Raw genomic sequence first — 15,281 nt, forward strand, 5'->3', positions numbered from 1 at the left:
AAGTTCTATTCTGTTTAATAAAAAAGGAGAGGTTAAGTAAAAAGACTTTCTTCGTCAAGCTGAACTAGTTTCAGCTTCTAATATGTTTTAAAACAACTTAGATCCTGAAGCAAGTTCAGGATGACGTTTAAGTTAACTTTCTACTTAACCTCTTTTCTATATAAAATACTTAAGCTTTTACTTATTCAAAAGTATCGGGATCTAAATAATCTGGAGTTCCATTTCCGTTAGAATCTGGAAACTCTATACTACCATCTTCATTGATAATTATTTCATCACGGGTTGGTTTTCCATCACCATCATCATCGGCATCAGCAAAATTTGGAGTGTCGTCACCATCGCTATCATCGTCCAAAATATTGTTATTTTCATTTAAATCTTCCATCCAGCTGGGAATACCATCCCGATCGTGATCGGTTTCATTAACACGGAATAACTGCACGTTAAAAACCAAAGGACTATAAGGTGGAATACTGGTTTGTGAACTTGAAAAATATCCTAAACCTGAAGGAAAAATTAAAGCTCCAATGCCATAATCGTCATTAAAATCTACCGTATTATCTGGATTTACCTTATATCCCGAAGCTCCTTTAAATTCTATAATTCCTTCAGTAAAGCCTTTTATTAGTGTGGTAAGATCAAACCAAACAGGTGTATTTGCATTATCAAAAGCGGTAAGGTTTAATAGTTCCCCGCGGTAACTAACAAGAGTAGAATCGGTGAATTTTGGTTGTTGGCCTTCCCCTTCTCTAACCTTTAATACATACATATTGTATTCTACATCATTATTCACCACCGTTTTCATAATCAGGTTTTCCTCTTCAGAAAGTGGTGTTTTATCTGCATTTTCACCGGCAATTGTATCAAGACGAACCATATAATCAAAATCATCTGAAGGATTTTCAAACTCTTCGTAATTGTAAAAATGGGTGTCCAGGAAATTATTTATTGAATCGGCATCAGTCAAAGCCTGCTCTTCAGGGTCTCTTTCCTCAATTTGCGGCGTATTTCTATTATCATCATCGTTACAGGAAATTAGAGTTGAAGCTGAAATAAGGCTTAGAATAAAAAATTTGTTTAATCGCATTGTCTTTATTTTTGGCGCGCAAGATACAATATTCTTGTATTTTTGTTTAAGATTAACGCAGTTTTAAAGGAGAGATTTTATGAGAGTTGACAAGTTTTTATGGTGCGTAAGATATTTTAAAACCCGAAGCATTGCCACCAACGCATGCAAGCAGGGAAAAGTGAAAGTAGATGGCGCTAATGTAAAGCCCTCTAAAGAAATTTTTCCAAACGATAAACTTACCGTAAGAAAAAACCAGATAGATTATCAAATTGAAGTTTTAGACCTTCCGCCCAACCGGGTTGGCGCAAAACTGGTAAATCTTTATATAATTGATGTAACCCCAAAAGAAGCTTTTGAAAAATTAGAGCTTTTAAAATACTCTAAAGATTATTATCGTAAAAAAGGTACAGGAAGACCTACTAAAAAAGATCGTCGTGATATAGACGATTGGTTTGAAAACACAGATCCCAATCCAGATGACATCAAATCGTAGTTTTTCTTCGGCATTTTGGTCGCAACGCTACGAAGAAAACCAAACCGGCTGGGATATTGGCGAAATATCTCCCCCACTGAAACAGTATATAGATCAGCTTGCAGACAGGGAACTTAAAATATTAATTCCCGGCGCCGGAAATGGCTATGAAGCCGAATATTTATTTAAACAGGGTTTTAAAAATGTATATGTAGCCGATATTAGCAAAAATCCCCTAAAAAATCTAAAAAACCGTTTACCCAATTTTCCGGAAGAACAATTATTGCCCATTAATTTCTTTGAAATTGAAGATTCTTTTGATCTTATTTTAGAGCAAACCTTCTTCTGTGCGCTTCCGGTAAGTTCCAGGCAGGATTATGCAAAAAAATCTGCTGAAATTTTAAATGAGAATGGATTGCTAAGCGGACTGCTTTTTAAATTTCCGCTTACAGAACAAGGTCCGCCTTTTGGCGGAAACAAAGAAGAATATTTAACGTATTTTAGTCCGTATTTTAAAATTGAAATCCTCGAAACCTGCTACAATTCTATAAAACCAAGGCAGGGAAACGAATTATTTTTTAAATTCAGAAAAAAGTCAGTTTGACGCTGAACCCAAACATATAAGCAAATGAAAGAACGTGTACTTATTTTAAATCACGAACAAATTCAGCATAAAATTAAACGTATAGCCTACCAGGTTTACGAAAGCAATATTGATGAAAAGGAAATTATTCTTGCCGGTATTTCTAAAAAGGGCCATCAATTAGCCTTGCATTTAAAAGAAGCTTTAGAAACGATTTCTCCGCTAAAAATCAAGTTGTGCGAAGTTTACGTAAATAAGAAAAATCCGCTGGAAGAAATTACTACTTCGTTGGAACCCGAGGTTTATCAAGATAAATCGGTTATTTTGGTAGATGATGTTTTAAACTCTGGGACCACCTTAATTTATGGCGTAAGACATTTTTTAAATGTTCCGCTTAAACAATTTAAAACAGCGGTTTTAGTAGACCGAAATCATAAAAAATACCCTGTAAAAGCCGATTTTAAAGGAATTTCGCTCTCCACTTCTTTAAACGAAATGGTAGAAGTTTCTTTTGAAGCAAATAAATTTAAAGCAGAGCTTTTATAGTTTTTCTATAATTTGATCTACAATAAATTCAGGTTCTTTTTCGTCTACGTTTACGGTAATATCCGACTGGCTGTAATAATAGGCGCGCTCAAAGAGATGTTTCCTAATAAATTCTTCTAAAGTCTCCCGGGAGTCTAAATGACTAATTACCGGTCTATGAACTTTTTCCTGGAAAAGCCTTTCGGTTAATGTTGGGATAGATGCTTTTAAGTAAATGCTTTTTGCATCTTTTTGGGCACAAATTCGGTCAAAATTATCTCCGTAACATGGCGTTCCCCCTCCTAAAGAGATCACCATATCTGAATTATTTTCCAAAATATCGTCTAAAATTTGTGATTCCAGTTTTCTAAAATAAAGTTCGCCTCTATCCTCAAAAATATCATTAATACTTTTTCCCTGGATCACTTCTATTTGATCATCGAGATCTACATATTTGTAATTCAGATTTTTAGCAAGCTTCTCTCCTACCACCGACTTACCCGATCCCATATACCCGGTTAAAAAAATTTTCATAGTTAAAGTACTTATTATTAGAAGGATTCAAATCTAATATAAATTTATCTCAATTTAGGCTTGAAAAATAAATTAATGAATGTATATTTGCACCCGCATTCGCAAAAAGACGGATGCTTTTTATTGATCTGGTAGCTCAGTTGGTAGAGCATCTCCCTTTTAAGGAGAGGGTCCTGGGTTCGAGCCCCAGCCAGATCACAAAATAAATTTTGATTTAGTTGGCGAGAAACCTGTCCCTAACGAAACGCAGTAAAGTAGAGTTTCGGGAAGCCCCAGCCAGATCACTTTTTAAGTTCAGAATTCTTAATTGAATTTATTTTTTTGAAATATTCACAACCGATCTGGTAGCTCAGTTGGTAGAGCATCTCCCTTTTAAGGAGAGGGTCCTGGGTTCGAGCCCCAGCCAGATCACTTTTTAAGTTCAGAATTCTTTGAATTCAATTTTTGCAACAGCCCTAGGAAATGTACTATTTCCAGACTTGTTTTAAGCCCGGGTGCTGGAACTGGTAGACAGGCATGGTTGAGGGCCATGTGTCCATTAGGGCGTGCGGGTTCGACTCCCGCTCCGGGCACTTTCTAAATTCCTATCCTACTATTTTCTTTATTAATCCAAAAAACTTATAAGGTGGATACTTTAATGGTATATCCAGTTTTGTAGTTGAATTTACCACGCCTCTTTCGTGCGTAAAAGCCAGGAAACTTTCTTTACCGTGATATTTCCCCATTCCGCTATTTCCCACACCTCCAAAAGGCAATTTATGGTTCGCTACGTGTAAGAGCGTATCGTTTATACAGGCTCCCCCAGAACTTGTTTCCCGCAAAACTTGATCTGCGCCATTATCTTTTCCAAAATAATAAAGTGCAAGCGGTTTTTCATTCTTGTTTATATAAGATAAAGCTTGCTCTATTTCTTCAAATTCCATTACCGGTAAAATAGGCCCGAAGATCTCTTCCTGCATAATCTCATCTTCAGGTTTTACGTTATTTAAAATCGTAGGAGCAATATATTTTTCTTCTAAATTTACTTTTCCGCCGTAATATATATCGCCATCTAAATATTTCATTAACCTATTCATTGCATTTGGGTTTACAATTCGGCCATAATGATTAGAATTTGCGATATTATCTCCCAGCATTTCTTCAAAAGATTTAGAAATTTCAGCTAAGAGATCTTTCTTAATATCCTTGTGAACCAGCAAATAATCTGGTGCGATACAGGTTTGGCCTGCATTTATAATTTTACCCCAGGCAATTCTTTTTCCGGCAATTTTTAGGTTTGCCGCTTTATCTACTATACAGGGGCTTTTACCTCCCAGTTCTAAAACCACTCGGCTTAAATGCTCGGCAGCAGCTTTCATTACGGTTTTCCCCACACCCGGACTACCGGTAAAAAACATAACATCAAATGGAAATTTAAACAGCTCCTGGTTAGCTTCCTTCCCTCCCTGCACTACCGAAATATATTCTGAAGGAAAAAATTCTGAAATCATTTCTTTTATAACCCTGGCTACATTTGGTGTGTCTGGTGAAGGTTTTAGCACCGCACAGCATCCGGCAGAAATGGCACCAATTAATGGATTTATAGTAAGCTGAAACGGGTAATTCCACGGCGCGATTATTAGACCAATGCCCAGGGGCTCAAAATAGATTTTTGAGCCGGAAGGTTTAATTTGTAAAGGTGTCCCTACTTTTTTAGGCTGTGACCATTTCTTGAGGCTTTTAATATGATAATTCAACTCTTCTATAAGCAAACTGGTTTCGGTAAGAAAAGCTTCTTCCTTAGATTTATGAAGGTCTTCCCATAAAGCTTTATTCACTTTATCTTCATATTGAAGAATGGCTTTTTTTAATTTCTTTAACTGCTGAAGCCTGAAATCTATACTTTTAGTTTCCTGAGAAGCGAAAAACGTTCTTTGATTCTTATATATTTCGGCTATCTCTTTTGCTGAAGTTTCTTCCATATCCTTATTTTTTTCGACCTTTAAATTCATCCATTGTTTTATACACCCCAATTACCCTTCCTACAAACCAATCGTAAAACCAAATTGGAAAAAGTCCCTGTGAAAATCTTACAAAACGCATACTCCACGGCATACTTAGATAGATCCTGTTCTTTTCAATTGCTTTAATTATTTTTTTAGCCACTTTAGTTTGATCCAGAATAGGGATATTAGATTTCACCCCGTCAAACATTCCGGTATTAATATAATAAGGAGTAACCGTGGTTAGGCCAACGCCCGTTTTAAGCTGTTCCATTTCCAACCGTAAACTATCAGACCAACCGGTGGCAGCCCATTTGCTGCCGGCGTAAACCGCCATTTTTGGATTAGAGACCAGACCGGCAGAAGAGGTTATATTACAAATATGACCTCTTTTCCTTTTGATCATACCGGGAAGAAAAGTTAATGCAAGTTGCATTGGGGCAATGGCATTTACCTTCATTGTCTTTTCTATTTTTTCTGAAGAATTCTCGTGAAAATAACCACCATACACAATTCCGGCATTATTGATTAAAATATCAATTCCTCCAATTTCTTCCTCTACCTGCCTGGCCATTTCCTTTACCCACACGGTATTGGTGATATCTATGGTGTATCCATATACCTCCCCCAATTCCTCAAATTCATTAAGTGTTTTTTGTAAATTGAGTTTATCCACATCCCAAATTACCAATTTACCCCCATGCTTTAATACTTCCCTGCCCATTATTTTTCCTATACCAGATGCGCCACCGGTTATAAGGACAAGTTTTGAAGAAATCGTCGTCATAAATTTTAGTGTTTAACTTTTTAACTAAACAATTAAACATTTTAACACTTTCGTAAAGTGTTTAATGTTCAATTTTAATTAGATTTGACTATCTTAAACACAATATGGAACTAATTAAGCAAAATTTCAGTATAAAAGACCTTGAAAATTTAAGCGGAATCAAGGCTCATACCATAAGAATTTGGGAAAAAAGATATAATATCTTAAATCCCGATCGTACTTCTACAAATATAAGGACATACGATAGTTCTAATCTTCAAAAGATCTTAAACGTTGCTTTCTTAAACGAACACGGCTATAAAATCTCAAGGATTTCCAAACTCAGTGATGAAGAAATTGCTAAAATGGTAAGAAGTATTTCTGCCAGTACAAGTAAAGAAAACCGAGCTCAAAATTCATTTAAACTTTCTATGATGAATTTTGATGAAGAGCTTTTTAATAATACATACGAGACGCTACAGAAAGATAAAAGCTTCAGGCAAATTTTTCACCAGGTTTTTCTTCCCTTACTGGAGCAAATTGGTATGTTGTGGCAAACCGATACCATTAAGCCAATTCACGAGCATTATATTGTAGATCTTATTAAACAAAAATTATATTTTAATCTCGCTGAAATAAAGAAAGAGGTCAAACCAACTTCCGATAAGTTATACGTACTCTTTCTTCCCGAAAATGAAATTCACGATATTGGGATTATTTACCTGTATTATGAACTTCTATATCACGGGAACCAGGCAATTTATCTGGGCCCAAGTTTACCTTTAACCGATCTTGGCTATCTGTTAGAGCGCCACGACAACCTGAGTTTTGTAAGTTATTTTACCACCGCACCCGGAGATGTAGAAGATTTTATAAATCAATTTAACGAGGAAGTTTGCGAAAAGAAAACTTACGAATTATTACTTTTTGGGCATAAAATAAGGGAAATTCAGCATAAAGAGCTTCCCGCTTTTGTGAAAACCCACACCAACCTAAACCAATTTATAGATAACCTTTAAATATGAAGAAGAAAGTTGCTGTTATTGGTTCCGGATTTGCTTCCCTCGCTGCGGCCTGCTACCTCGCAAGAGATGGCTATAGGGTAGATATATTTGAAAAAAATGCAAACATCGGCGGGCGGGCACGCCAGCTAAAAAAAGACGGATTCTGTTTTGATATTGGTCCTACATGGTATTGGATGCCCGATGTTTTTGAACGTTTTTTTGCCGATTTTAGCAAAAAACCTTCAGATTATTATGAGCTGGAAAAACTAAGTCCCGCTTATAAAGTTTTCTTCGGAAAAAATGATAGCATTACCATAGAAGACAGCCTCGATAAAATTTGCGCGGCTTTTGAAGCCGAAGAACCCGGGAGTTCAATAAAGCTAAAACAGTTTATTGAGGAAGCTAAAAACAATTATGATATAGCCATTAAAGATTTGGTATATCGCCCCGGCGTTTCTCCTTTAGAATTAATTACGCCCACCACCGCAGGCAAAATAGGCCAGTTTTTTAGCACAATTTCTAAAGAAGTCAGGAAAGAATTTACCAACCAGAAACTTATTCAAATTCTTGAATTTCCGGTACTATTTCTTGGAGCTAAAGCCAGCCACACCCCGGCTTTTTATAGTTTTATGAATTACGCCGATTTTGGCCTGGGCACCTGGCACCCCAAAGGCGGAATGTATAAGGTGATTGAAGCCATGGAAAACCTGGCTAATTCCCTGGGAGTTAAAATAAATACGAATGCCGCGGTTTCTGAAATTTTTGTTGAAAACAATACCGCAACAGGAATGCAGGTAAACGGTGAAAAAATAGAAGCCGATTATATTCTTAGCGGTGCCGATTATCATCATACCGAAACTTTACTGCCGGAATACAAAAGACAATACAAGGAGTCTTACTGGCAAAAAAAGACCTTTGCTCCTTCAGCTTTATTATTTTTTGCCGGTTTTAATAAGAAATTAGAGAATGTAACGCATCATACCTTATTTTTTGATACCGACTTCGAGAAACACGCAAAAGCAATTTACGATGATGCCGAGTGGCCAGAAAATCCGTTGTTTTATGCAAGCTTTCCATCAGTTACAGATGATGCCGCCGCGCCAGAAGGAAAAGAAGCCGGTATATTTTTAATTCCGCTGGCACCCGATGTGGAAGATACTCCAGAAATTAGGGAGAAATATTTTCAGAAAATTATAAGCCGGTTTGAAAGTTTAACCAATCAAAATGTAACCGATCATCTTCTTTTTAAAGAATCATTTTGTGTTAAAGATTTTAAAGAAGATTATAATTCTTATAAGGGTAATGCTTATGGCCTGGCAAATACCCTTTTACAAACTGCATTTTTAAGACCTAAATTAAAGAGTAAAAAAGTGCACAAATTATTTTTTACCGGGCAGTTAAGTGTTCCCGGCCCCGGCGTGCCTCCTTCCCTTATTTCGGGAAAGCTCGCTGCGGGATTAATTCAAAAAGAAAATTAAATTATGAAAGCCATTTTTGACAATGTTTCACGGGCTTGTAGTAAAACTGTTACTCACCATTACAGCACCTCGTTCTCTACGGCAACCAGGATGCTCGCGCCCTCTATTCGTCAGGATATTTATAATATCTATGGCTTTGTGCGCTTTGCCGATGAAATTGTAGACACATTTCATGACTATGATAAGGAAAAACTATTTAACGATTTTGAAGTAGATCTTTATAAAGCAATTAAAGATAAAATTAGCCTAAATCCTATTTTAAATTCTTTTCAGGAAACCGTACATAAGTATCAAATAGACGAATCGCTTTATCGCGCTTTTATGAAGAGTATGCGCTTAGATTTGCATAAATCTGACTATCTTAGTATTGCCGAATATAAAGAATATATCTACGGAAGTGCAGACGTAGTAGGCCTTATGTGTTTAAAGGTTTTTGTAAAGGGGGATCATAAAAAATATGAATCGCTGAAGCAATCTGCAATGAGTTTAGGCTCTGCTTTTCAGAAGGTGAATTTTTTAAGAGACCTTAAAGCCGATTTTGAAGATCTTAGCCGTAGTTATTTCCCCGGCACCAATCTTGAACAATTAGATGAAGCCAGCAAACAAAAGATTATAGCAGAAATAGAAGAAGATTTTAAACATGGTTTAAGCGGAATTTCGCATTTACCAGTAGAAGCTAAATTTGGTGTTTACACCGCATATATTTATTATAGAAAATTATTGCACAAGCTTAAAAAAGTACCTTCTTTAGAAATTAGGAACAGCAGGATAAGGGTTCCAGATTATCAAAAAGCAGGGCTCTTGGCCAAATCGTATATTTCTTATAGATTAAAACTTATTTAATATGGATATTTTATTATGGATTCTGGTTTTTCTGGGCACTTTCGCCGGTATGGAAGGAATGGCCTGGTTTACCCATAAATATATTATGCACGGATTACTCTGGAAACTGCACAAAGACCACCACCACAAAGACCACAGCCACTGGTGGGAACGCAACGATCTTTTCTTTATTTTTTACGCACTGGTTAGTATTGGTTTTTTCCTACTTTGGCGTTATGAAGATGTTTGGATTGGCCTACCCATTGGCCTGGGAATTTTAGCCTATGGCATTACTTACTTTACGGTTCACGATATTTTTATACACCAACGATTTAAAATGTTTAGAAATGCTAATAACCGTTTCGCTAAAGGAATAAGAAGAGCACATAAAATGCATCATAAACATCTTGGCAAAGACGATGGCGAATGTTTTGGAATGTTATTCGTACCTTTCAAATACTTTAAAAAATAAAATAGTAATGCTGCGTTAGTAATTTATGCTAGGTCCCGTATATTTTTATGTTATTATTGGTGGAGGACTTGCAGGCCTTCAATTAGCCCGGCAACTTAGCCGGGATGTTTTTTTCAAAGGAAAAAAGATTGCCATAATAGATTCTGATTTTTCTGTTCCGGTTAAAACCTGGTGTTATTGGGAAAAAGGCTCAGGCAAATGGGATCATCTACTTACCAAATCCTGGAATAACGGAAAATTCATTTCTTCTGAAGAAAATATAGAATTACAACTTTCCCCTTATTCCTATAAGATGATAAAGGCTGCAGATTATCATCAAAAATTGCAGGAAGAGATAGAAGAATCTGGTGATATTGAATTTATTACCGATGAAATTCAGAAAATTGATCCCGTAACTATGAAAGCCAAAGGCCGAAAAACATCTTATGGCGCTACTCATTTTTTTGACAGCAGGGTAGATCCTTCTTACCTGGAAAGTAAAAAACACACTACTATTTTTCAGCATTTTAAAGGCTGGGAAGTAGAAACCGAAAAACCCACTTTTAGCCCAGATTCTTTTACGATGATGGATTATAGAATTAAGTATCCCGGCGCTACCGCTTTTACTTATATCCTCCCATTTACTGAAAGAAAAGCATTAGTTGAATATACTTTTTTCTCTCCCTTTTTAACTGAAGATAAAGTGTATGACGAAATGCTTCAGAAATATTTTGAAAAGGTTTTAAAAACAAAGGATTTTACGATTAAAAGCACTGAAACCGGCATAATCCCAATGACCGATTTCCCTTTTAATAAAGCAAACACTAAACAAATTACCAAAATTGGTACCGGTGGTGGCTGGGTAAAACCTTCTACCGGTTATTCGTTTAAAAACACAGAAAAGCGTATAAACCGAATAATTAAAAATATTAAAAGCGGAAAAATACCGGGAGAAAACTTAATCAATGAAAAATTCAGAAAGTACGATGCAATTTTTCTGGATGTACTCGCCCAGAATAATCAAAAAGGAGAAGAAATTTTTACCAAATTTTACACTAAAAATTCTCCACAGGATATTTTTAAATACCTGGATGAAGAAACTTCAGTTTCAGAAGACTTAAAAATTATGTTTTCGCTTTATAGTTTCGATTTTGTGAAATCATTTTTCAGGAAAACCTTTTAATTTATTCAGCTAAAAGCTGACTTAACAGGTTTCTAAAATTCTGACTATTCCAGTCGGCCGCGCCTTTTTTATCTACTACAATAGTTCCGCTTTTATCAATTACATAAGTAGAAGGTAAGGTATAACCATCTAAAGGTTTGGGATCTTCTGAGAGCATCCTGTAACTGGAGAAGTTATAGCCTTTACGCTTCAGAAAGTTGTTGGTAGTTTCGTGATCTTCGCCAGAGATAAAATAAAATGCTACATCGTCCTTATAATCTGTATAAAGTTCCTGGAAACTTGGCATTTCAGCAATACAGGGTGGGCACCAGGTAGCCCAGTAATTTACGATTATCACTTTTCCTTTAGATTCAGCAAAATCAACTCTATTCCCATCTTTCGTTTCCAAGGTCCAATTGTAAGTTTTCAGCTCTTTCCTGTCTTCTTCATCTGTTGCCGAAGGGCTAAACGCAAAAATTTTATTTACCACAATTTGAATGGGTTTCCGGGTTTGTGGGATAATCATTACCAGGATAATTACAATAAAAATAATGTTAGACCATTGATTCTTGAAAAGCTTCTTCATTGCCGAATTTTAATACTTAGACGTATATAACAAAGGTACTTAACATCTAAATTTAATCCATAAAAAAGAGGCTGATTAAAATTGATTTTCTCCACGTCACCCTGAACTTGTTTCAGGGTCTAACTCCTAAGAATTTAAATTCTGAAAACAAGTTCAGAATGACGAGACGATCAAAAATTAATCAGCCTCTTTATAAATATAATCCTAAACTAATTAAGCGGCGTTTTGCTTCTTAATTAAGTTTAAAGCTGAACCATGTTTATACCACTCAATTTGAGGTTGGTTATAAGTATGGTTTGTTTTAATAGTATCCTTACTACCATCAGCATGTACAATCTCTACAGTAATTTGCTTGTCTGGAGCAAAATCTTCAAGATCTATAAAGTTGAAAGTATCGTCTTCCTGGATAAGGTCATAATCGGCCTCATTGTCAAAAGTCAATCCTAACATACCTTGTTTCTTAAGATTGGTTTCGTGAATACGGGCAAAAGATTTTACCAATACCACTTTTACTCCCAGGTGGCGAGGCTCCATAGCCGCGTGCTCTCTAGAAGAACCTTCCCCATAATTGTGGTCTCCTACAACTACAGTTGGAACACCTTCTTTTTTATAAGTACGTTGTACAGCGGGAACACCGTCATACTCACCGGTAAGTTGACTTTTTACAAAGTTTGTCTTTTTATTGTAAGCATTAATAGCCCCAATAAGGCAATTGTTAGAAATATTATCTAAGTGACCTCTATAACGTAACCACGGTCCTGCCATAGAAATATGGTCGGTAGTACATTTACCAAAAGCTTTAATTAACAACTTAGCTCCCATAAGATTTTTACCATCCCAGGGCTCAAATGGAGTTAATAACTGTAGTCTTTCACTGTCTTCAGCTACTTTTACTACTACAGAGCTTCCATCTTCGTTTGGTGGCACATACCCATCTTCTTCAACATCAAACCCATCAGAAGGTAATTCAATTCCTGTTGGTTCGTCTAACATCACTTCTTCCCCATCTTCATTGATAAGCTTATCGCGAGTTGGATCAAAATCCAATCTACCTGAAATCGCTATTGCAGCAACCATCTCTGGAGAACCTACGAAGGCGTGGGTATTTGGGTTACCATCGGCACGTTTTGAAAAGTTTCGGTTAAAAGAATGCACAATAGTGTTTTTCTCGTCCCCTTTTCTATCACTTCTATCCCATTGGCCAATACAAGGTCCACAGGCATTGGTGAAAATTGTAGCATCAAGATCTTCAAAGATCTTTAACAATCCGTCACGTTCTGCAGTAAACCTAATTTGTTCAGATCCTGGATTAATACCAAAATCAGATTTTGCTTTTACTTTTTTATCTACCGCCTGTTTTGCGATAGAAGCTGCCCGGGTTAAATCTTCATAAGAAGAGTTGGTACAGGATCCTATTAATCCCCAGTCTACATTAATTGGCCAGTTGTTTTCTTTTGCTTTAGCACCCATTTCAGAAATAGGAGTTGCTAAATCTGGCGTAAATGGCCCGTTAAGGTGAGGCTTTAATTCTGATAGATTAATTTCAATTACCTCATCAAAATATTGTTCAGGATTTGCATAAACCTCATCATCTCCTGTTAAGTGTTCTTTAATCTCATTGGCGGCGTCTGCAACTTCAGCACGATCTGTAGCACGTAGGTAACGGTCCATAGACTCATCGTACCCAAAAGTTGAAGTGGTGGCACCAACTTCAGCTCCCATATTACAAATAGTTCCTTTTCCGGTAGCCGACATAGAGCGGGCACCTTCGCCAAAATATTCAATAATTGCTCCCGTTCCCCCTTTTACAGTAAGAATCCCGGCAACTTTTAAAATTACATCTTTTGCAGCGGTCCATCCAGAAAGGCTTCCGGTTAGTTTAACGCCAATAAGTTTTGGAAATTTAAGCTCCCAGGCCATTCCGGCCATTACATCTACCGCATCGGCACCACCAACACCAATGGCAACCATTCCAAGCCCACCGGCATTTACCGTGTGAGAATCGGTACCAATCATCATTCCTCCAGGGAATGCATAGTTTTCTAAAACAACCTGGTGAATAATACCTGCTCCCGGTTTCCAAAAACCAATTCCATATTTGTTAGAAACAGATTCAAGAAAATCAAAAACTTCACTACTTGATTTATTGGCAGCCTGCAAATCTATTGCAGCTCCCATTTTGGCCTGGATAAGGTGATCACAATGCACTGTAGTTGGAACTGCAACCTGTTTTTTCCCGGCTTGCATAAACTGCAATAAAGCCATTTGGGCCGTTGCATCCTGGCAGGCAATCCTGTCTGGCGCAAATTCTACATAGTCTTTTCCTCTTTGGTAAGCCTCTTTGGCTGCACCATCCCATAAATGCGAATAAAGGATTTTTTCTGAAAGGGTTAAAGGTTTTCCAACCACCTCACGTGCAGTATTCACACGTTCGGCCATTTGGCTGTACACCTTCTTGATCATATCAATATCGTATGCCATATTATTATATATTTAGTTCTAAAAAAGTCTAGCAAATTTAAGGATTTCGAGTGGATTTTGAAAATAAGAAGTGATTATCAAAATTTAATGAAAATAATTTTACATTTCATAATTTATAATAACTTAAATTCAACTAAAGATAATATTGGGGATGAATATTATGAATTCCGCAAATTAATATAACCGAATTCTCAAAAATTCAATTACTCGTACTGAATAAATCAAAATTTAAACCCATTCTTGATAAGCAAATGCTGGTGAGACCTTACTTGAATTTCTTGAACCTGTTATTTTAAAGGTGGAATAAGTTTTTTTCTCAGAATTGAGAAAAAAGCCCCAAAAATAGAAAAGCCTTCCAGTACGAAAGTTATGCCCAATTATTTTCAAATAGAATTAAGCGAAATCCCAGCTCTTAATAAAGGTCTCGAATTATTTTTTCTTCTGAAATTCCTTCGGCTTCAGCTTTGTAATTTTTAATAATTCTATGGCGTAAAATTCCAATAGCTACCGCCTGTACATCTTCAATATCGGGGGAGAATTTTCCATTCACCGCTGCGTGAGATTTAGCGGCAAGAATAAGATTTTGAGAGGCTCTTGGCCCTGCTCCCCAATCTAAATAGTTTTTTACAAATTGCAGGGCTTCAGGAGAACCTGGTCTGGTTTTTCCTACCAGTTTCACAGCATATTCCACCACATTATCGGCCACAGGAATTCTACGAATTAATTGCTGAATTTCTACGATTTCTTCCGCAGAAAATAACGCATTTATCTTTTGAGTTTTATCTGAAGTTGTGCTTTTCACCACGTCTACTTCTTCCTGAAAACTTGGGTATTCCAGAAGAATAGAAAACATAAACCGGTCTAACTGCGCTTCAGGTAAGGGATAGGTTCCCTCCTGCTCTATTGGGTTTTGAGTAGCTAGTACAAAATAAGGATTGGCCAACTTGTAATTATGCCCGGCAACGGTTACAGATCTTTCCTGCATAGCTTCTAATAAAGCAGCCTGGGTTTTAGGCGGGGTTCTATTAATCTCGTCGGCAAGGACGATATTTGAAAAAACCGGACCTTTTATGAATTTAAAGCTCCTGTTTTCGTCCAGGATCTCTGCGCCCAAAATATCGCTGGGCATAAGATCTGGGGTGAATTGTATTCTTTTAAAATCGAGGCCTAAAGCCTGGGAAATGGTATTTACCATTAAGGTTTTGGCTAAACCGGGAACCCCAACCAACAACGAATGCCCTCCTGAAAAAACCGAAAGCAGGATTTGGTCTATAACCACATCCTGCCCTACTATTATTTTGGCAATTTCTTTCTTTAAATCCCGGTGTTTAACCACCAGTTTTTCTACTAGAGCAACGTCTGACAT

The 15,281-nt window shown here is 36.7% G+C and carries 15 protein-coding genes and 3 tRNA genes; 11 read left to right on the forward strand and 7 right to left on the reverse strand.

The genetic code is table 11. From position 1 onward, the window contains the following. Positions 1–181: 181 nt before the first annotated feature. Positions 182–1,087, reverse strand: coding sequence for an FKBP-type peptidyl-prolyl cis-trans isomerase (locus AO058_RS16825; RefSeq protein ID WP_075327593.1), 906 nt, complete (start codon positions 1,085–1,087; stop codon positions 182–184). Between the two features lie 79 nt (positions 1,088–1,166). Between AO058_RS16825 and AO058_RS16830 the strand changes: the two genes are divergently transcribed. Genes AO058_RS16830 through AO058_RS16840 form a run of 3 tightly spaced genes read left to right on the forward strand, consistent with a single transcriptional unit; the run spans position 1,167 to position 2,670 of the window. Beyond that, entirely contained in the window at positions 1,167–1,562 is a 396-nt protein-coding gene (locus tag AO058_RS16830; RefSeq protein WP_075327594.1) for an RNA-binding S4 domain-containing protein, read from the forward strand. Next, positions 1,522–2,145 carry a methyltransferase gene (locus AO058_RS16835; RefSeq protein ID WP_317040678.1) on the forward strand — a complete coding sequence of 208 codons (624 nt, stop codon included), beginning with the start codon at positions 1,522–1,524 and terminating at the stop codon, positions 2,143–2,145. The genes AO058_RS16830 and AO058_RS16835 overlap by 41 nt, the downstream gene beginning before the upstream one ends. A gap of 24 nt (positions 2,146–2,169) precedes the next feature. Then, the gene (locus AO058_RS16840; protein WP_075327596.1) at positions 2,170–2,670 is read left to right on the forward strand and encodes a phosphoribosyltransferase family protein; all 501 of its coding nucleotides are present in this window, start codon (positions 2,170–2,172) and stop codon (positions 2,668–2,670) included. Here AO058_RS16840 and AO058_RS16845 read toward each other — a convergent pair. After that, a complete protein-coding gene (locus AO058_RS16845) occupies positions 2,665–3,183 on the reverse strand; it encodes a shikimate kinase (protein ID WP_075327597.1) in 519 nt (172 codons plus the stop codon). The genes AO058_RS16840 and AO058_RS16845 overlap by 6 nt on opposite strands. 125 nt (positions 3,184–3,308) lie before the next feature. Here AO058_RS16845 and AO058_RS16850 point away from each other — a divergent pair. From AO058_RS16850 to AO058_RS16860, 3 genes are all read left to right on the forward strand, one after another. Continuing rightward, positions 3,309–3,381, forward strand: a tRNA-Lys gene (locus AO058_RS16850). Positions 3,382–3,521: 140 nt separating this feature from the next. Next, positions 3,522–3,594: transfer RNA gene (locus AO058_RS16855), tRNA-Lys, on the forward strand. A gap of 77 nt (positions 3,595–3,671) precedes the next feature. Then, positions 3,672–3,755, forward strand: a tRNA-Leu gene (locus tag AO058_RS16860). A gap of 12 nt (positions 3,756–3,767) precedes the next feature. On the opposite strand, the gene AO058_RS16865 is transcribed toward AO058_RS16860, so the two are convergent. After that, entirely contained in the window at positions 3,768–5,174 is a 1,407-nt protein-coding gene (locus tag AO058_RS16865) for an aldehyde dehydrogenase (protein ID WP_232228861.1), read from the reverse strand. Then, a complete protein-coding gene (locus tag AO058_RS16870; RefSeq protein WP_075327598.1) occupies positions 5,149–5,952 on the reverse strand; it encodes an SDR family oxidoreductase in 804 nt (267 codons plus the stop codon). Before AO058_RS16870 ends, AO058_RS16865 begins: the two co-directional genes overlap by 26 nt. Positions 5,953–6,056: 104 nt before the next feature. On the opposite strand from AO058_RS16870, the gene AO058_RS16875 reads away from it, so the two are divergent. From AO058_RS16875 to AO058_RS16895, 5 genes are read left to right on the forward strand one after another with little or no spacing between them, the layout of a single operon-like run. After that, a complete protein-coding gene (locus AO058_RS16875) occupies positions 6,057–6,950 on the forward strand; it encodes a MerR family transcriptional regulator (RefSeq protein ID WP_075327599.1) in 894 nt (297 codons plus the stop codon). A 2-nt stretch (positions 6,951–6,952) separates the two neighbouring features. After that, positions 6,953–8,413 carry a phytoene desaturase family protein gene (locus tag AO058_RS16880; RefSeq protein WP_075327600.1) on the forward strand — a complete coding sequence of 487 codons (1,461 nt, stop codon included), beginning with the start codon at positions 6,953–6,955 and terminating at the stop codon, positions 8,411–8,413. A gap of 3 nt (positions 8,414–8,416) precedes the next feature. Continuing rightward, a complete protein-coding gene (locus tag AO058_RS16885) occupies positions 8,417–9,256 on the forward strand; it encodes a phytoene/squalene synthase family protein (RefSeq protein WP_075327601.1) in 840 nt (279 codons plus the stop codon). Between the two features lies 1 nt (position 9,257). Then, a complete protein-coding gene (locus tag AO058_RS16890) occupies positions 9,258–9,707 on the forward strand; it encodes a sterol desaturase family protein (protein WP_075327602.1) in 450 nt (149 codons plus the stop codon). Between the two features lie 25 nt (positions 9,708–9,732). Beyond that, entirely contained in the window at positions 9,733–10,869 is a 1,137-nt protein-coding gene (locus tag AO058_RS16895) for a lycopene cyclase family protein (RefSeq protein ID WP_075327603.1), read from the forward strand. Position 10,870: 1 nt separating this feature from the next. On the opposite strand, the gene AO058_RS16900 is transcribed toward AO058_RS16895, so the two are convergent. The 3 genes from AO058_RS16900 to AO058_RS16910 all read right to left on the reverse strand — a co-directional run bounded on the left by AO058_RS16900 (position 10,871) and on the right by AO058_RS16910 (position 15,281). Further along, positions 10,871–11,434, reverse strand: coding sequence for a TlpA family protein disulfide reductase (locus tag AO058_RS16900; RefSeq protein ID WP_075327604.1), 564 nt, complete (start codon positions 11,432–11,434; stop codon positions 10,871–10,873). A gap of 213 nt (positions 11,435–11,647) precedes the next feature. Then, on the reverse strand, positions 11,648–13,915 hold the full coding sequence (locus tag AO058_RS16905) for an aconitate hydratase (RefSeq protein WP_075327605.1): 2,268 nt from the start codon (positions 13,913–13,915) through the stop codon (positions 11,648–11,650). Between the two features lie 412 nt (positions 13,916–14,327). Next, on the reverse strand, positions 14,328–15,281 hold the full coding sequence (locus tag AO058_RS16910) for an AAA family ATPase (protein WP_075327606.1): 954 nt from the start codon (positions 15,279–15,281) through the stop codon (positions 14,328–14,330).

The sequence above is a fragment of the Salegentibacter sp. T436 genome (genome assembly GCF_001932675.1).
GTDB lineage: Bacteria > Bacteroidota > Bacteroidia > Flavobacteriales > Flavobacteriaceae > Salegentibacter > Salegentibacter agarivorans.